General features: G+C 70.5%; 14 protein-coding genes. 8 read left to right on the top strand and 6 right to left on the bottom strand.

Features of this window, described 5'->3' with window-relative positions; all coding sequences use genetic code 11:
• Positions 1-251: 251 nt before the first annotated feature.
• From CEK65_RS05445 to CEK65_RS05430, 4 genes are all read right to left on the bottom strand, one after another.
• A complete protein-coding gene (locus CEK65_RS05445) occupies positions 252-2,423 on the bottom strand; it encodes a bifunctional (p)ppGpp synthetase/guanosine-3',5'-bis(diphosphate) 3'-pyrophosphohydrolase (protein ID WP_017909851.1) in 2,172 nt (723 codons plus the stop codon).
• 100 nt (positions 2,424-2,523) lie between these two features.
• Positions 2,524-2,823, bottom strand: coding sequence for a DNA-directed RNA polymerase subunit omega (gene rpoZ / locus CEK65_RS05440; RefSeq protein ID WP_010343101.1), 300 nt, complete (start codon positions 2,821-2,823; stop codon positions 2,524-2,526).
• A gap of 112 nt (positions 2,824-2,935) precedes the next feature.
• A complete protein-coding gene (gmk, locus tag CEK65_RS05435; RefSeq protein WP_017909850.1) occupies positions 2,936-3,562 on the bottom strand; it encodes a guanylate kinase in 627 nt (208 codons plus the stop codon).
• A gap of 110 nt (positions 3,563-3,672) precedes the next feature.
• The gene (locus CEK65_RS05430) at positions 3,673-4,533 is read right to left on the bottom strand and encodes a YicC/YloC family endoribonuclease (protein WP_043094881.1); all 861 of its coding nucleotides are present in this window, start codon (positions 4,531-4,533) and stop codon (positions 3,673-3,675) included.
• Between the two features lie 107 nt (positions 4,534-4,640).
• Here CEK65_RS05430 and rph point away from each other — a divergent pair, with 107 nt between their 5' ends.
• From rph to pepQ, 7 genes are all read left to right on the top strand, one after another.
• Positions 4,641-5,366, top strand: coding sequence for a ribonuclease PH (gene rph, locus CEK65_RS05425; protein ID WP_017907632.1), 726 nt, complete (start codon positions 4,641-4,643; stop codon positions 5,364-5,366).
• Positions 5,363-5,752 carry a VOC family protein gene (locus CEK65_RS05420; protein WP_017915364.1) on the top strand — a complete coding sequence of 130 codons (390 nt, stop codon included), beginning with the start codon at positions 5,363-5,365 and terminating at the stop codon, positions 5,750-5,752. The genes rph and CEK65_RS05420 overlap by 4 nt, the downstream gene beginning before the upstream one ends.
• The gene (gene rdgB / locus CEK65_RS05415) at positions 5,749-6,360 is read left to right on the top strand and encodes an RdgB/HAM1 family non-canonical purine NTP pyrophosphatase (RefSeq protein ID WP_152181014.1); all 612 of its coding nucleotides are present in this window, start codon (positions 5,749-5,751) and stop codon (positions 6,358-6,360) included. The genes CEK65_RS05420 and rdgB overlap by 4 nt, the downstream gene beginning before the upstream one ends.
• A 140-nt stretch (positions 6,361-6,500) precedes the next feature.
• Positions 6,501-7,730, top strand: coding sequence for a radical SAM family heme chaperone HemW (gene hemW, locus CEK65_RS05410; RefSeq protein ID WP_152181013.1), 1,230 nt, complete (start codon positions 6,501-6,503; stop codon positions 7,728-7,730).
• A gap of 75 nt (positions 7,731-7,805) precedes the next feature.
• Positions 7,806-10,187, top strand: a complete 2,382-nt coding sequence (locus tag CEK65_RS05405; protein WP_152181012.1) for a DUF1631 domain-containing protein — start codon at positions 7,806-7,808, stop codon at positions 10,185-10,187.
• Positions 10,184-10,525, top strand: a complete 342-nt coding sequence (locus CEK65_RS05400; protein WP_152181011.1) for a PilZ domain-containing protein — start codon at positions 10,184-10,186, stop codon at positions 10,523-10,525. The genes CEK65_RS05405 and CEK65_RS05400 overlap by 4 nt, the downstream gene beginning before the upstream one ends.
• 288 nt (positions 10,526-10,813) lie before the next feature.
• Positions 10,814-12,139: a Xaa-Pro dipeptidase gene (gene pepQ, locus CEK65_RS05395; RefSeq protein ID WP_152181010.1), complete on the top strand. Its 1,326-nt coding sequence runs from the start codon at positions 10,814-10,816 to the stop codon at positions 12,137-12,139.
• A 136-nt stretch (positions 12,140-12,275) separates the two neighbouring features.
• On the opposite strand, the gene CEK65_RS05390 is transcribed toward pepQ, so the two are convergent.
• Together CEK65_RS05390 and CEK65_RS05385 are read right to left on the bottom strand one after the other, a co-directional pair.
• On the bottom strand, positions 12,276-13,628 hold the full coding sequence (locus tag CEK65_RS05390; protein ID WP_152181009.1) for an aminopeptidase P N-terminal domain-containing protein: 1,353 nt from the start codon (positions 13,626-13,628) through the stop codon (positions 12,276-12,278).
• Entirely contained in the window at positions 13,628-14,173 is a 546-nt protein-coding gene (locus CEK65_RS05385) for a YecA family protein (RefSeq protein WP_043094872.1), read from the bottom strand. Before CEK65_RS05385 ends, CEK65_RS05390 begins: the two co-directional genes overlap by 1 nt.
• Before the next feature lie 209 nt (positions 14,174-14,382).
• Between CEK65_RS05385 and CEK65_RS05380 the strand changes: the two genes are divergently transcribed.
• Positions 14,383-16,566, top strand: a complete 2,184-nt coding sequence (locus CEK65_RS05380; protein WP_173003364.1) for a GGDEF and EAL domain-containing protein — start codon at positions 14,383-14,385, stop codon at positions 16,564-16,566.
• The last annotated feature ends 63 nt before the right edge of the window (positions 16,567-16,629 follow it).

The following is a 16,629-nucleotide window of genomic DNA, read 5'->3' as shown; positions in this document are numbered from 1 at the left end:
GGGGATTGGGGAGCATGACCGTGACAGGATCGCGACCAAGCGTTCTTTCGCAGGCGTCGACTGTCATGCAGCCGCGTTGGCAGGCGGCGCGGACGATGCCCGATCACGTGCACTGGCACGAAGCCCCAGTCCATTCCTTGTGGGAGCGGCTTCAGCCACGACGAGTGAAGCAGAAAGCCGCCTGACACCATCACGCGTCGGGACTGAAGTCCCTCCCACAAGAACTCCCGACCCATTCCGCCCGGCACCGCCTACTGGCGGCGCACGCTCTGCACCGCGTTCAAGCGCCGCAGCCGACGCATCACTTCGGCCAGGTGGTTACGGTCGCGCACCTGGATGTTGAAGCGCAGCACCGCGGCGTTGAAGTCGCGGTCCAGGTAGTCGACACGCTCGATGTTGGACTGGCTCTGCGCGATCGCCGCGGCCAGCTGCGCGAGCACGCCGGTGCGGTTCTCCACGTCCACCACCAGCGCGGTGTCGTAGTCGCCGATGACGCTGGTATCCCAGCCGATCGGCACCCAGCGCTCGGGCGACTTGCGCAGTTCGGCCAGGTTCGGACAGTCCAGCCGATGCACCACGATGCCTTTGCCGGCGGTGTGGTAGCCCATGATCTCGTCGCCGGGAATCGGCTGGCAGCAGTTGGCGAAGCTGACCACGCCGCGCTCGGTGCCGTTGATCAGGATCTTTTCCTGCGAGTGCTTGGAATGCCCGCCGCCGCGCAGTTCGGCATACGCCATCAGCGCCTGCGCGGCCTGGTTGGGCATCCAGTTGCCCAGCGCCACGTCGGCCAGCAGCGCCTCCAGGCGCGGGTAGCGGTGCTCGCTGAGGAACGAATCCAGGCGCCCCTTGGGCAGCCGCTCCAGCGAGCTGTCCATCGCCTCCAGTGCGCGATCGAGCATGCGATGACCGAGCTGCACCGCGTCCTCGTGTTCGAGCTGCTTGAGCTGGTGGCGGATCGCGGTGCGCGCCTTGCTGCTGACCACGAACTCCAGCCACTGCGGCTTGGGCGTGGCCGAGCGCGCGGTGATCACTTCCACCGTCTGTCCGCTGACCAGCTTGGTGCGCAGCGGCACCAGCTTCTTGTCCACGCGCGAGGCCACCGCGCGGTTGCCGACGTCGGTGTGCACCGCATAGGCGAAGTCCAGCGCGGTGGAATTGCGGGGCAGCGCCAGGATCTTGCCCTTGGGCGTGAACAGGTAGACCTCGTCCGGGAACAGGTCGACCTTGACGTTGTCCAGGAACTCCAGCGACGAGCCGGCGGCGCGCTGCGATTCGATCAGTTCGACGATCCACGCATGCGCGCGGCTCTGCGCGCTGTTAGGCGAATCGCCGCCGAACTTGTAGGTCCAATGCGCGGCGACGCCGCGTTCGGCGATCAGGTCCATTTCCTCGGTGCGGATCTGCACCTCGATCGGCGAGCCGTAGGGCCCGAACAGCACCGTGTGCAGCGACTGGTAGCCGTTGGCCTTGGGAATGGCGATGAAGTCGCGGAAGCGCGCGTCCAGCGGCTTGAAGGTGGCGTGCACCGCGCCGAGGGCGTGGTAGCAGTCGGGCACGCCGCGCACCACCAGACGGAAGCCGAACACATCCATCACCTGGTCGAAGGATTTGTTCTCGTCGCGCATCTTGTTGTAGATGCTCCACGGCGTCTTGATCCGGCTCACCAGCCGGTGCTCCAGTCCTTCCTTGGCCAGACGCTGCGACAACTGCACTTCCACCTGCGCCATCGACTCGCGGCGCACCACCGGCTGGCTGCGGATGTGTTTTTCGATGATCGCGTGCCGCCACGGATGCAGCGCGCGGAAGCCGAGGTTCTGCAGCTCGGACTTCATCAGGCTCATGCCCAGGCGCTGGGCGATCGGCGCGTAGATCTCCAGGGTCTCGCGGGCGATGCGGCTGCGCGCCTCGGCGCTCTGCGCGCCCAGCGTGCGCATGTTGTGCAGGCGGTCGGCGAGCTTGATCATGATCACGCGCAGGTCGCGCGACATCGCCAGCAGCATCTTGCGGAAGCTCTCGGCGGCCGCTTCCTGACGGTCGCGGAACTTGAGCTTGTCCAGCTTGGTGACGCCGTCGACCAGTTCCGCCACCGCCTCGCCGAACTCGGCGGCCAGCTCGGCGCGGGTCAGCGGCGTGTCTTCGATGGTGTCGTGCAGGATCGCGGCGATCAGTGCCTCCACGTCCAGGCCCAGTTCGGCCAGTACACCGGCCACCGCCACCGGATGGGTGATGTAGGGCTCGCCGGACTTGCGGGTCTGCCCCGCGTGCGCGGCCGCACCGACCTCCCAGGCGCGGCGCAGCAGCGGGATCTGCTCGGGCGGCAGATAGCTGGCGCTGCGTTCGAGCTGCAGGACGTAGTCGGGGACCGCCTCGTCGGCCGACGATGGCGCGGCGTGGGCGACCTGGGCAGAAGGGCCTGGGTTCATGCGGAAAGACTATGCCAGCGGCGCGTGGACGGCAAACCCGCAAAACGAAACAGCCCGCGGATGCGGGCTGTTCGCAGGACGATCGCGACGCGGGACGCGATCAGTCGTCGTTCTTGGACATGTCCTCGTCGGCCACCACTTCGGCCGCGGCCCATTCCAGGGCTTCGCGCTCGGCGCGCTCGCGTTCGGCCTTCTCGACCTCGTCGATCAGCGCGTTGTCGATCTTGCGCGCGGCGATCTCGCGCAGCGCCAGCACGGTCGGCTTGTCGGCCGACTCGGTGTTGTCGAGGGTGGCCTGCACGCCGTTGGCGAGCTGGCGGGCGCGCTTGGACGCCATCATGACCAGTTCGAAACGGTTGTTAACGACTTCCAGGCAATCTTCTACGGTGATGCGGGCCATGCGGGCTCCCGGCGGGCCGGCGGCGGCCACGCGTTCGAATGAGGGAAAGGGCGGGGATTGTAGGGCGGCAGCCGCCCGAGATCAACCCCACCCCATTCAGTTCCCTTTGGAATCAGCCAGTTGGCTGTTCCTGCAGGAGGGTGTCGATCAACGCGGCATGGCGCTGCTGCTGCTGCGGCCGGCGCAGGCGGCTGGCGACGAAGATCGCGCACATCTCGTCCACCGCGGTGTCGAAATGCTCGTTGACGATCACGTAGTCGAAGTCGGCGTAGTGCGACATCTCCTCGCGCGCGGCGGCCAGCCGCTGCGCGATCACCGCCTCGCTGTCCTGGCCGCGCTTGCGCATGCGCTGCTCCAGGGCCTCGCGCGACGGCGGCAGGATGAACACGCTGACCGCATCCGGCACCTTGGCCCGCACCTGGCGCGCGCCCTGCCAGTCGATCTCCAGCAGCACGTCGTGGCCGGCGGCCAGCTGCGGCTCCACCGACTGCCGCGCGGTGCCTTTCCAGTCGCCGTGCACGCGGGCGTACTCGAAGAAGTCGCCGGCATCGATCATCCGCTGGAACTCGTCGGCGGAGACGAAATGGTAGTGCTCCGCATGGCGTTCGCCCGGCCGCGGCGCGCGCGAGGTGAACGAGATCGACAGCGCGATCTGCGGATCGCGCGCCAAGGTGGCGTTGACGATGCTGCTCTTGCCGGCGCCGGAAGGGGCCGCCACGATGTAGAGAGTGCCGCGCATGTTCTTGGGAATGGGGAGTCGGGAATGGGGAATGGGAACAGCGCCGAGCCGGGCTGGGGGTGAATCGTACCCGCTTTGACGATTCCCCATTCCCGATCGCCCATTCCCGGCTACTCGAGGTTCTGCACCTGCTCGCGGATCTGGTCGATCAGCACCTTCAGTTCCACCGCGGCGTTGGAGGTGCGGCTGTCCACCGACTTCGAGCCCAGGGTGTTGGCCTCGCGGTTGAACTCCTGCAGCAGGAAGTCCAGGCGCCGGCCCGCCGGTTCCGGCTGGCGCAGGACGCGGCGCAGTTCCTTGATATGGCTGCCGAGCCGGTCCAGTTCCTCGTCCACATCGAGCTTCTGCAGCCACAGCACCAGTTCCTGCTCGGCGCGGCCGGGATCGACCGGATGCGGCAGATCGGCCAGGCGCGCCGCCAGCTTGGCGCGCTGGCCGTCGCGGATGGCGGGGATCAGCGTGCGCACCTCGCCGGCGATGCGTTCCACCGCATCGACGCGCTCGACGATGGCCGCGGCCAGCTTGCCGCCCTCGCGCTCGCGCGCGGCGACGAACTCGGCCAACACCTCGTCCAGCAGTTCCAGCGCCTGCGCCTGCAGCGCCGCCGGATCGGCCGTCTGCCCCTGCAGCACGCCGGGCAGCTGCAGCAGGTCGACGAACTGCACCTGCATCTGCGGGAAACGCACTCCCAGCCGTTGCGCAAGCACACCCAGCTGCTCGACCAGGGCCTCGTTCACCGCCAGGGTCTGCGCTGCCTCCGGCGCGCGCAGGCGCAGCATCAGGTCGAGCTTGCCGCGGCTGATCCGCGCGGCGACGCGTTCGCGCAGTTGCGGCTCCAACGCGCGCAGTTCTTCCGGCAGGCGGACGCCGACTTCCAGGAAACGGTGGTTGACCGAGCGCAGCTCGCATCCCAGCGTGCCCCAGGGAGTGATGCGCTCGGCGCCGGCATAGGCGGTCATGCTGCGGATCATGCGGTGTTCCGGTGCGGACAGGGGGCGAATGTTAACCTAGCGCCCTTTCCTGCCTCACCGACGCGGTCACAGGCCGCGCACGGCCCCGCCCTTCCCGGAACCCCTGCATGTCCTTCTCCCGTCCCAGCGGCCGCACGGCCGATCAGTTGCGCCCGGTCCGCATCGAACGCGCCTTCACCCGCCATGCCGAAGGCTCGGTCCTGGTCAGCTTCGGCGACACCCGCGTGCTGTGCAACGCCAGCGTCGAGAACCGCGTGCCGGGCTTCCTGCGCGGCAAGGGCGAAGGCTGGGTCACCGCCGAATACGGCATGCTGCCGCGCGCCACCCACTCGCGTTCCGATCGCGAGGCCGCGCGCGGCAAGCAGGGCGGACGCACGCTGGAGATCCAGCGTCTGATCGGCCGCGCGCTGCGCGCCTGCGTCGACCGTACCGCGCTGGGCGAGCGCACCATCACCCTGGACTGCGACGTGCTGCAGGCCGACGGCGGCACCCGCACCGCCGCCATCACCGGCGCCTACGTGGCGCTGGTGGATGCGGTGAACTGGCTGCAGAAGCGCGGCGACCTGAAGAAGCCGGTGGTGCTGGGCGCGGTCGCCGCGGTCTCGGTCGGCGTGTACCGCGGCATGCCGGTGCTGGACCTGGACTACGCCGAGGACAGCGACTGCGACACCGACATGAACGTGGTGATGAACGATGGCGGCGGCTTCATCGAGCTGCAGGGCACCGCCGAGGGCCACGCCTTCCGCCGCGACGAACTGGACGCGCTGCTCGGCCTGGCCGAGCGCGGCATCGGCGAACTGCTGGCGGCACAGCGCGCCGCCCTGGCGCAATGAACCGGCGCCTGGCCCTGGTCACCCTGGTGGTGGCCGACTACGACGAGGCCATCGCCTGGTACACCGGCAAGCTGGGCTTCCAGGTGCTGGAGGACGTGGACCAGGGCCACAAGCGCTGGGTCGTGGTCGGGCCCGGCGATGCGCGCGGCGCGGCGCTGCTGCTGGCGCGCGCCAGCGACGACGCGCAGCGCAGCCGCATCGGCGACCAGACCGGCGGCCGCGTCGGCTTCTTCCTGCACACCGACGACTTCCAGCGCGACCATGCGGCGATGCTGGCCGCCGGTGTGGAATTCCTGGAAGTCCCTCGCCACGAACCCTACGCCACGGTCGCGGTGTTCCGCGATCTGTACGGCAACACCTGGGATCTGCTGGAGCCCATCGCATGAAACTGGTCCTGGCCAGCAGCAACGCCGGCAAGCTCGAAGAACTGAAGGCCTTGCTCGACGACGTGGGGGTCGAGTTGATCGCGCAATCCACGCTCGGCGTCAGCGATGCCGACGAGACCGGCCTGACCTTCGTCGAGAACGCGCTGCTCAAGGCGCGCCACGCCGCCCGCGTCACCGGCCTGCCAGCGCTGGCCGACGACTCCGGCATCTGCGTGGACGCGCTGCATGGCGCACCGGGGCTGTACTCGGCGCGTTACGCCGGCGAGCACGGCAACGCGCAGGCCAACATCGACAAGCTGCTGGACGCGCTGCGCGATGTGCCCGATGCGCAGCGCGGCGCGCATTTCTACTGCGTGCTGGTGCTGCTGCGGCATGCCGAGGATCCGCAGCCGCTGCTGGTGGAAGGCCACTGGCGCGGCCGCATCGCGCATGCGCGTGCCGGCACCGGCGGGCATGGTTACGACCCGGTGTTCCTGGATCCGGACCACGGCCAGACCGCCGCCGAGATGCCGCTGGCGCTGAAGAACCGCATCAGCCACCGCGCCCTCGCCCTGCAGCAGCTCAAGCAGCGCCTGGCGGACCATCTTGCGGCGCATCCCGCCGAGTGACCGCGCCGCGCGCAGGCACCGGGCCAGTCAGGACACCGCGGCGCGCGCAGACTGCCCTGCGCCGCTGCGCCGCTGCGCCAAGCCCTGAACCCTCCAGCGCCCGCACCGCCCGCATCTCCGTTTCCAGATTCCCGCCCGCCATGCCGCACGCCCACGACCATTGCCAGCATCCGCCCGGCACCGCCTGCCCGGATCCGTCCGCGCACGCCAACACCCCGGCGCTGGTGCCGCCACCGCTGTCGCTCTACGTGCACCTGCCGTGGTGCGTGCGCAAATGCCCGTACTGCGATTTCAACTCGCACGCGGCCAAGGGCGCGCTGCCGTTCGACGCCTACGTGGATGCGCTGATCCGCGACCTGGACCAGGACCTGCCGCTCGTCTGGGGCCGCGTGGTCAACAGCGTGTTCTTCGGCGGCGGCACGCCCAGCCTGTTTCCGCCAGAGGCGATCGATCGTTTCCTGCAGGCGGCCAGCGCCCGGCTGCGCTTCGCGCCGAGCCTGGAGATCACCCTGGAGACCAACCCCGGTACCGCCGAGCACGGCCGCTTCGACCGCTACCTGGCGGCCGGGGTGAATCGTCTGAGCTTCGGCATCCAGAGCTTCGACGACGCGGCCCTGCAGCGGCTGGGCCGCATCCACGACGGCGCCGAGGCCGAGCGTGCGGTGAAGCTGGCGCAGGACGCCGGCTACGCCAATGTCAACCTGGACCTGATGTACGCGCTGCCGCAGCAGACCCTGGCCGAGGCCGAGCGCGACATCGTGCAGGCGCTGGCGCTGCAGCCGACCCACATGAGCCACTACCAGCTCACCCTGGAACCCAACACCGTGTTCGCCGCGCGGCCGCCGCAGGGCATCCCCGAGGACGACGACGCCTGGGACATGCAGGAGCGCTGCCAGGCGCTGCTGGCCGAGGCCGGCTACGCGCAGTACGAGGTCAGCGCCTACGCGCGCGCCGGCTACCGCTGCGCGCACAACCTCAACTACTGGACCTTCGGCGACTATCTCGGCATCGGTGCCGGCGCGCACGGCAAGATCAGCTCCGGCGCCGAACAGAACATCCTGCGGCGCTGGAAGCACAAGCATCCGCAGGCGTTCCTGGACGCGGCGGGGATGCCGGCGGCGATCGGCGGCGACGAGTGGATCGCGCCGGAGCGGCGCCCGTTCGAGTACATGCTCAACGCCCTGCGCCTCAACGACGGCTTCGCGCTGCGCGACTTCAGCGCGCGCACCGGCCTGCCGCTGCAGGCGATCGCCCCGGCCCTGGCCACCGCACAGGCCCGCGACTGGCTGCGGGTGGACGCCGGCCACGCCGTGCCGACCGAGCTGGGACGGCGGTTCACCAACGACGTGATCGCCCTGTTCCTGCCCTGAGCCGCGCCGCCCGCCTTGGTTGCGGCGGCGGATCGTGCTACATACCGCGCAGAAAAGTATAACGGCGATCACAGGATGCCCCTGTCTGCGACCATGTCGGCCCCACCAGCGACGCTTGCCAGCGCCGCCCTGCCGGCGCGCGTGCGCGACATCCTGCTGGCCTTGAACAGCCTGCTGTGGCAGGCCCTGGAACTGCCGCTGCAGGCGACCCTGGACGAGCTGGAGCAGGACCTGCTCGAGCAGGCCGGGCGCGCCCGCAATGGCCAGGTGCAACAGGACCTGTTCCAGGAGGCGCAACGCGCGCGCGCGCAATGCGGGCGCTTGGCGCCGTTCTACCAGGCGCAGCTGGAAGCCGGGCTGGCCAGGATCCGCAGCCCCTTGGCGACGGCCGCTGCGCCGCGCGCAGCCAAGGCAGGTGCCGCGCAGATGCTGACCCTGGTCGCCGACGTGGATATCGACCGCGACATCGTGCTGCACGAGATCGCCCGCCGCGAGGCGATCCGCTGCAATATCCCGCTGCAGTTGCTCGGCCAGCGCTTCGGCGTGCTGGCGGCGCGGCCCGCCTTCGAGATCGAGCAACTGCCGCTGGGACCGCACGCGCTGTGCCGGCTGCTGCGCACCGCCGGCGAAGCGTTGGGCCTTGGCCTGGACACGCAATTGGCGCTGTATCGCGCCTTCGAACGGCAGGTGCTGGCGCGCTACGGCGAGATGGTGGAACGGGCCAATGTCCTGCTGACCCACGCCGGGGTGCTGCCCGGCCTGATCTATCTGCCCTACGTGGCGCGCAGCACCAATGTCGACCCGGGCACGCGGCGCGCGGCGCGCATGCCCGGCGCCGCGGTGCCGCCCGCTGCCGGCAGCGGCCCCCGCGGGAACGCCAGCGCTCCTGGTCAAGCCGCACCCGCCATGGGCGTGCCGCCGGGGCCTGCCGCGACGGCACCGCTGCCGCCAGCGGGCGCGGCAGCCGGCGCCGCGGAATCGGCCGCCAGCGGCCCGGACCTGGCCACCCTGCGCCAGTTGCTGACCGCGGCGCGCGCCAAGGCCGTGCCCGCCGCGGCGGCGCCCACGACTGAGACCGCCGGTGCCGCCGCGCTTCCGGCGCGGCCGGCGAGCGCCGCCGGTGCGGCCCCGGTGCCGACCGCCAGCCTGTTGGAGGCCCTCGGCGAACTGCAGGCGCAGCCGCCGGCCCACAGCACCCTGGGCGGGCTGCGCGGACGCCGCCACCTGCGCGACGTGCAGACCGCCTTGTTGCAGGCGCTGCGCGCCACCCACGGCGCGCAGGCGACCCTGGCAGCACAGCAGGCCGACACCTTCGACCTGCTCGGCCTGCTGTACGGCGAGATCGAGCGCGAGGTACGCCCCGACGCGCCGGCCGCGGCGCTACTGGAACGCCTGCAGGTGCCGCTGGTGCGCGCCGCGCTGCAGGATCCGGCGTTCTTCGCGCGCAGCCGGCACCCGGCGCGGGAACTGCTCAATGCCGTCGCCGAATCCGGCGCCACCTGGCTGGGCGAAGAGGACAGCGATCCGACGCTGCTGCTCAAGCTCAACCAGGCCGTGGACCGCGTGATCGAGGAGTACGAAGGCGACGAGACCGTCTTCGAGCAGGCCCACCAGGAGATCCAGGCGCAGCAGCGCAGCCTGGCGCACAAGGCCGAGATCGCCGAGCGCCGGCACGTCGAGGCCGCGCGCGGCAAGGAACGGCTGGAGCTGGCCAAGCAGACCGCGACCGCCACCCTGGAGGCGCTGTGCAGCGCCCAGCAACCGCCGGGTTTCGTGCAGACCCTGCTGCAGCAGGCCTGGTCCGACGTGCTGGTGCTGACCCTGCTGCGTCAGGGCGAGGACTCGGAGACCTGGCGCGAGCGCATCGGCCTGGCCGAGCGCATCGCCGAGGTCACCTGCCGCAGCGAGGGCGCCTCCGATGCCGCCCTGGCCGAGCGCGTGGGCCAGGCGCTGCTGCAGGTGGGCTACCACCAGCAGGAAGCCGAGGCCATCGCCCGCCGCCTGTCCACGCCCGGCGGCACCGACGCCACCACCTCGCGCACCGAACTCAGCGTGCGGCTGAAGGCGCGCACCCGCCTCGGCGAGCAGGGCGAGGACGGCGAGCGCCCCTCGCTGCCGCCGCGCAACGAGGCCGAACAGGCCGCGTATGCGCGGTTGCGCACGCTGCCGTTCGGCACCTGGTTCGAATTCGTCGTCAACCAGCAAGGCGACCTGAAGCGGCAACGCCTGTCCTGGTACAGCCCGATCACCGAGCGCGCGTTGTTCGTCAACCAGCGCGGGCAGAAGGCCGCCGAACACACGCTCGACGGATTGGCGCGGCTGCTGGCGCAGGGACAGGCGCGCATCGTCAGCGAGGACCGCGCCCGCCTGATCGACCGCGCCTGGCAGGCCGCGGTGCGCGCGCTGCGCACCCTGGCCGGCGTTCACGCCGCCGACGACGCCATGGAGGGCGCATGAGCGCAGACGCTCGCCGATCGCCGCGCCTCCAGGTTCCGGACATGGTGCCGGTGCTGGACCTGATGGAAGACGCCGTGGTCGGCCGCCTCGGCAACGTCTCCGAACACGGCATGCTGCTGCTCGCCTCGGCACCGCTGCACGAGGACGCGCTGTACCAGTTGCGCTTCGCGATACCGCACGCCGACCGCGACGTGCAGATCGATATCGGCGCGCACCTGTTGTGGAGCGAACCCTCGCACGCACCGGGCCAGGCCTGGGCCGGCTTCCGCTTCCTGACCATTTCCCCCGCGCATCGCGACCTGTTGCGGCAGTGGATCGACGCTGCGACCGGCGGCTAGCGGGATCAACCTCGCAGGTGCCGCTACTGATCCCTGTGACGGGATCAGCCGCGACCGGCATTCCCGGGAACGCCTAGGTCGCGGTTGAAGCCGCTCCTGCGACGGCCATTCGCGACCGTTGCGCGATCGGCCGCAAAGAGTCTCCGGCGGATCGACAAAGCCCCGCATCGCCGGCGTAGCTTCAGCATCGCATGCCATGCATAGACCATCCGTGCACGTCCACACGCCTGCATCGTTTCCGGCACACTTGGCGCCCCCGTTTCCGCATCGCCGAACGAGTCCGCCGCCATGCCCCAGCACGATCCAAGCGCCCTGTATCCCGACCACCTGCGCACCCTGACCCGACGCGCCGACGAAGCGCTGGCGCGCGGTGGCTTCGACCACCTGCTGGTCCCGAGCGGCACCCTGCACTACCAGGTATTCGACGATCGCGACTATCCGTTCGCGGTGAACCCGCAGTTCAAGGCCTGGCTGCCGCTGACGCGGGTGCCGCACAGTTGGCTGGTGTACACGCCGGGGCGCCGTCCGCAGGTGATCTTCCACCAGCCGCGCGACTACTGGCACGTGGTGCCGGATGCGCCCAGCGGCTGGTGGGTGGACCACTGCGACATCCATCTGATCCGCACCCCGGACGAGGCGCTGGCGCTGCTGCCGGATGCCGCGCGCAGCGCGATCCTCGGCGAGCCACAGAGCGCGCTGGGCGCCTACGTGCCGAACAACCCGCCGGCGGTGCTGGACTACCTGGAATACCACCGCGCCTACAAGACGCCGTACGAGCTGGCACTGATGCGCCAGGCGCAGCACTCGGCGGTGCGCGGCCATCGCGCCGCCGAGGCCGCGTTCCGCGACGGCCGCAGCGAGTTCGAGATCCACATGGCCTACTGCGCCGCGGTCGGCCAGGACGCGAACGAACTGCCGTACGGCAACATCGTGGCGTTGAACGAACACGGCGCCGTGCTGCACTACACCGAACTGCAGCGGCAGGCGCCGACGCCGCTACGCAGCTTCCTGATCGACGCCGGCGCCTCGGCACACGGCTACGCCAGCGACATCACCCGCACCTACGCAGCCGATTGCGACAGCGAGTTCCAGGCGCTGATCGACGCGGTGGACGCCGCGCAGCAGCGCATGGGCCAGCACGTTCGCGCCGGCGTCGACTACCGGCAACTGCACCTGGACGCGCACCTGGCGCTGATGGGCGTGCTGAAGGACGCCGGCGTGCTCACCGTGTCGCCGGAAACCGCGGTGGCCACCGGCGTCAGCGCCGCATTCTTCCCGCACGGCCTGGGACACCCGATCGGCCTGCAGGTGCACGACGTCGCCGGTTTCGCCGCCAGCGACCGCGGCGGCCGCATCGAACGCCCCGACGGCCATCCCTACCTGCGCATGACCCGCACCCTGGAACCAGGCATGGTGGTGACGATCGAGCCGGGCCTGTACTTCATCGACATGCTGCTCGACGACCTCAAGCAGGCCGGCCATGGCGGCAGCGTCGACTGGGCGCGGGTGGAGCAGTTCAAGCCCTACGGCGGCATCCGCATCGAGGACGAAGTGGTGTGCACCGAGGACGCACCCGAGAACCTGACGCGGCCGGTGTTTGCGGCGGCGGCCTGAGCCGCCGCCGCGGGATTGGGGATTCGGGATTGGGGATTGGCTAAAGCGGGCGGCGCCACGCCGGCAAGAAACGCCAGGGATCCGGCCCGCTCTGCGTCCAGGATGATAGGTCCGCGCTCTGGCCGCCGCGGTTACCTCATCCCGAATCCCGAATCCCCAATCCCGGCTCCCCAGCCATCCACGCCTCGATCTCCTCGGCGCTGCGCGCCAGGGCATCGGTGAGCACGCGATGGCCGTCGTCGGTGATCAGCACGTCGTCCTCGGTGCGGATGCCGATGCCCCGCCACTTCGGGTCCACGTCCTTGTCGTCCGGCGACACGTACAGGCCGGGTTCGATGGTGAACACCATGCCCGGTTCGAGCAGGCGCGATTCGCCGGCCAGCCGGTAGTCGCCGACGTCGTGCACGTCCAGGCCCAGCCAGTGCCCGGTCTTGTGCCGGTAGAAGCGCCGGTAGTCGCCGCTGGCCAGGTTCTGCTCGACGCTGCCCTTGAGCAGGCCCAGCCGCAGCAGGCCTTCGGTCAGGGTCTGCACCGCGGCCAGGTGTCCGGCCTCGTAGGCCACGCCCGGGCGCGCCTGCGCCAGCGCGGCGGCATGCGCGGCACCGACCAGGTCGTGCAGCGCGCGTTGTTCGGCGCTGAAGCGGCCGTTGGCCGGGAAAGTACGGGTGATGTCGGCGGCATAGCCGCGGTATTCGGCGCCCGCATCGACCAGCACCAGGTCGCCGTCGCGCAGGCGCGCGGCGTTGGCGCGGTAATGCAGCACGCAGGCGTTGTGGCCACTGCCGACGATGCTGCCGTAGGCCGGCCAGGCGTCGCCGGCGCGGAATTCGCGCTCGATCTCGGCCTGCAGTTGGTACTCGTGCACGCCCGGGCGCGCCAGCCGCATCGCCGCACGATGTCCGGCCACGCTGAGGTCGGCGGCCACCTGCATCAGCGCGATCTCGTCGCGCGACTTGAACAGGCGCTGCTCGTGCAGCAGATGGCCCAGTTCCAGGAACTCGTGCGGCGGCTGCGCGCCGTGCCGCACCTGCTCGCGCACACGCTTGACCCAGCCGATCAGCTTCAGGTCGAAATCGACGTCGCGGCCGAAGTGGTAATACACCCGCGAGCGGCCTTCCAGCAGCCCGGGCAGGATCTCGTCGAGGTCGTCGATCGGATAGGCATCGTCCATGCCGTAGCGCTCGACCGCGCCTTCCTGGCCCGCCCGCGGGCCGTCCCAGGCTTCGCGCTCGGGGTCGCGTTCGCGACAGAACAGCAGCGCCTCGCCGTGGCGGCGACCCGGCACCAGCACCAGCACCGCGTCCGGCTCGGCGAACCCGCACAGATACCAGAAGTCCGAATCCTGCCGGTACGGGTAGTGCGTGTCGTGGCTGCGCACCCGCTCCGGTGCGCTGGGCAGCACCAGGATGGCCTGCTCGCCGGCCATGTCCATCAAATGACGGCGCCGGCGCACGTACTCGCCGGAGGAAATCCCGGTGAGCCGCTTCATCAGTTCAGGCGCTGCCGGTGGCGCGGGCCGAGCACGCAGTCGCTGTGCAGCAGCAGCACCGCCACGCGCACGAACTCCTCGATCTCGGCCAGCGCGTCCTCGTCCTCGTCGCCGCTGTCGAAATCGTCGGCGCTGGCCTGGGCCAGGCGCGCCACGTCCTGCAGCGCCTCCTGCCCTTCCTCGGACAGTGGCGGCGCAGCCCCTGCGGCCAGGCCGAAGCCGCCGAGAAAGCCGCGGCACCAGTCGAACAGCGCGTCGGCGCGCTCGGGCAGCGGCGCGCCTGCATCGGCCAGCACCAGGTCGAAGCCGAAATCGCGGTCGTTCAGTTGCGCGGTCGTGGCCTCGCGCAGGCGGTCCAGCGCATCGCCGGGGCGCGGCGCGGCGAGGCTGGCGTCGGCGAGCACGGCCGCCGGCCATGCCGGCAATTCGGCGCCGCCGCCGGCCAGCCAGCCGCACAGGCCGCCGTGCAGTTCGGCTGCCGACGCAGCCAGGCCAAGCGTCCGGCTGGCATCGGCGATCTGGTCGGCAGTGGGAAGTTCGGTCATGGAGCAAGCCTGTCGGGCGCTGGCCGCGGGCCTGTCGAGGCCTGCGGCGGAATCGGGACTGCGCAGTGTAGCAACCGCGTATGCGCCGCCGCTTGTGGTGGCTTCCGGCACGCGCCTACACTCCACCACCCGTTCTTTGACAGAAGTCACTTTCCGCCATGCCATTGGAGCACGTTGCTGCAGGAGCTGCGGAAAGAACCGGCCTCGCCTTGTTCGGCGAGACCTTGCTGGCCGCATGGCCGCTGGTCGCGCTCGCCGCGCTGGCGGCCGGCGGGGTGGCGGCGCTGTTCGCGCTGCGTTCGCGTCGGCGCCTGCGCGAGCAACTGCAACGGCACGCGCAACTGCAGCAGCGCGACCAGCACCTGAAGCTGGCGCTGTGGGCCTCGGGCGAACACTTCTGGGATTACGACCTGCAACAGCGCAGGTTGCGGCTGATGCGCGCCGACGAGGCCACGCCGCACGCGCAGGACATCGGCCTGGTGATCCGCGAGAACGAGCCGCTGCGGATCCATCCCGACGACGTGCAGCAGGCGCGGCAGGTGCTGCAGGAACACCTGCAGGGCCTGACCGCGATCTACACCGCCGAGTACCGGGTGGACCTGGCCGGCGACGGGGTCTGGCACTGGGCGCGGGTGCGCGGCCGCGTGGTCGACTACGACGCCAGCGGCGCGCCGCGCCGCCTCGCCGGCACCGCACGCGACATCACCTCGCACCGCCAGGCCGACCTGGAACGGCGCATCGCCGCCGAAGTGCTGCGCAGCATGGGCGAGGCGGTCGCCGTGCTCGACGAGGACCGCCGCTTCATCTCGGTCAACCCGGCCTTCACCCGCATCACCGGCTACAGCGAGCGCGAGGTACTAGGCCAGCCGATGGCGCTGATCGACCACGCGCCGGAAACGCCGGCGGCCCCGGTGGCCGACCACGGCCGGCACTGGCGCGGCGAGGCCTGGAAGCGGCGCAAGGACGGCCAGGAGATCCTCTGCCACCTGCGCCGCAATACCGTGGTCGACGCCGACGGCCGCCAGAGCTTCCAGGTGGTGGTACTGGAAGACATCACCGAGCAGAAGCGCGCCGAGCAGGAACTGCGCTATCTGGCCAACTACGACACGCTGACCAGCCTGCCCAACCGTGCGCTGCTGTCCGAACGCCTGGCGCGGGCGATCGTGCGGGCGCGGCGCCAGGCCGGCTCGGTGGCGGTGCTGTTCCTGGACCTGGACCGCTTCAAGGACATCAACGATTCGCTCGGCCACGCGGTCGGCGATCGCGTGCTGCGCGCGGTGGCTGAACGCCTGCAGCAGGCGGTGGGACCGCAGCACACGGTGGCGCGCCTGGCCGGCGACGAATTCACCGTGGTGGTCGAGGACATCGTCAGCCAGGGCGAGGCCGAGGCGGTGGCCGCCCGCGTGCTGGCCGCGTTCGAGGCGCCGCTGCGGCTGGACGAACGCCGCGAGGTCGCGGTCTCCACCTCCATCGGCATCTCCCTGTTCCCGCAGCACGCGCTGCTGCCGAGCGAGTTGCTCAAGCACGCCGATACCGCGATGTACCAGGCCAAGGCCGCCGGGCGCCGCAACGCGCAGGTGTACTCGGCGCGCATGGACGAGGCCACCCGTCACCGCGCCACCCTGGCCAGCACGCTGCGCAAGATCCCGCTGGATCAGGAACTGAAGCTGGTCTACCAGCCGCGCTACTCGCTGCGCACGCAGCGGGTGGTCGGCGTGGAAGCGCTGCTGCGCTGGCACAGCGCCGATTTCGGGCCGGTCTCGCCGAGCCAGTTCATCCCGCTGGCCGAGGAGACCGGGCTGATCCTGGAGATCGGCGAATGGGTGCTGCGCCAGGCCTGCGGCGCGCTGCGCGACTGGCGGCGGATGGGGCTGACCGACCTGTGCATGTCGGTGAACGTCTCGGCGATCCAGCTCGAGCGCGGCAACCTGCCGGAACTGATGGCCGGGATCCTCGCCGAAACCGGCGTGCCGGCCGCCAACATCGAACTGGAACTGACCGAGAGCGTGGTGATGTCGCAGGTCGGCAAGAACGCCGAGCTGCTGCGCGCCTGCCGCAAGCTGGGGCTGACCCTGGCCATCGACGACTTCGGCACCGGCTATTCGTCGCTGGCCTACCTGAAGCGGCTGCCGATCAACACCCTGAAGATCGACCAGGAATTCATCGGCGACCTCACCCGCGACCCGGACGACGAGGCGATCACCAGCACCATCATCGCGATGGGCCACTCGCTGGCGCTGAAGGTGGTGGCCGAGGGCGTCGAGGACGCCGGGCAGCTGGCGTTCCTGCGCGCGCACGGCTGCGACGAGATCCAGGGCCACCTGGTGGCGCCGGCGCTGGAGCCGGACGCCTGCCTGCGCCTGCTGCAGCAACCGCTGCGGCTGCCTGCCTGAGCGCCGGCCATGGCGCCGCCGCGCGGCGTCTTGACCGCCCCTCGGGCGCATGCCTATCGTGAG

Source organism: Xanthomonas sp. LMG 12459, from assembly GCF_009192905.1.
Taxonomy (GTDB): Bacteria; Pseudomonadota; Gammaproteobacteria; order Xanthomonadales; family Xanthomonadaceae; genus Xanthomonas_A; species Xanthomonas_A sontii.
Note: the sequence above shows the minus strand (reverse complement) of the source record. Positions and strands in the feature narration are given on the sequence as shown.

Bases quoted from the DNA above. Each gene is read 5' to 3' on its own strand.
- CEK65_RS05445 (WP_017909851.1), bottom strand. From the start codon at position 2,423: ATGAACCCAGGCCCTTCTGCCCAGGTCGCCCACGCCGCGCCATCGTCG.
- rpoZ (WP_010343101.1), bottom strand. From the start codon at position 2,823: ATGGCCCGCATCACCGTAGAAGATTGCCTGGAAGTCGTTAACAACCGT.
- gmk (WP_017909850.1), bottom strand. From the start codon at position 3,562: ATGCGCGGCACTCTCTACATCGTGGCGGCCCCTTCCGGCGCCGGCAAG.
- CEK65_RS05430 (WP_043094881.1), bottom strand. From the start codon at position 4,533: ATGATCCGCAGCATGACCGCCTATGCCGGCGCCGAGCGCATCACTCCC.
- rph (WP_017907632.1), top strand. From the start codon at position 4,641: ATGTCCTTCTCCCGTCCCAGCGGCCGCACGGCCGATCAGTTGCGCCCG.
- CEK65_RS05420 (WP_017915364.1), top strand. From the start codon at position 5,363: ATGAACCGGCGCCTGGCCCTGGTCACCCTGGTGGTGGCCGACTACGAC.
- rdgB (WP_152181014.1), top strand. From the start codon at position 5,749: ATGAAACTGGTCCTGGCCAGCAGCAACGCCGGCAAGCTCGAAGAACTG.
- hemW (WP_152181013.1), top strand. From the start codon at position 6,501: ATGCCGCACGCCCACGACCATTGCCAGCATCCGCCCGGCACCGCCTGC.
- CEK65_RS05405 (WP_152181012.1), top strand. From the start codon at position 7,806: ATGCCCCTGTCTGCGACCATGTCGGCCCCACCAGCGACGCTTGCCAGC.
- CEK65_RS05400 (WP_152181011.1), top strand. From the start codon at position 10,184: ATGAGCGCAGACGCTCGCCGATCGCCGCGCCTCCAGGTTCCGGACATG.
- pepQ (WP_152181010.1), top strand. From the start codon at position 10,814: ATGCCCCAGCACGATCCAAGCGCCCTGTATCCCGACCACCTGCGCACC.
- CEK65_RS05390 (WP_152181009.1), bottom strand. From the start codon at position 13,628: ATGAAGCGGCTCACCGGGATTTCCTCCGGCGAGTACGTGCGCCGGCGC.
- CEK65_RS05385 (WP_043094872.1), bottom strand. From the start codon at position 14,173: ATGACCGAACTTCCCACTGCCGACCAGATCGCCGATGCCAGCCGGACG.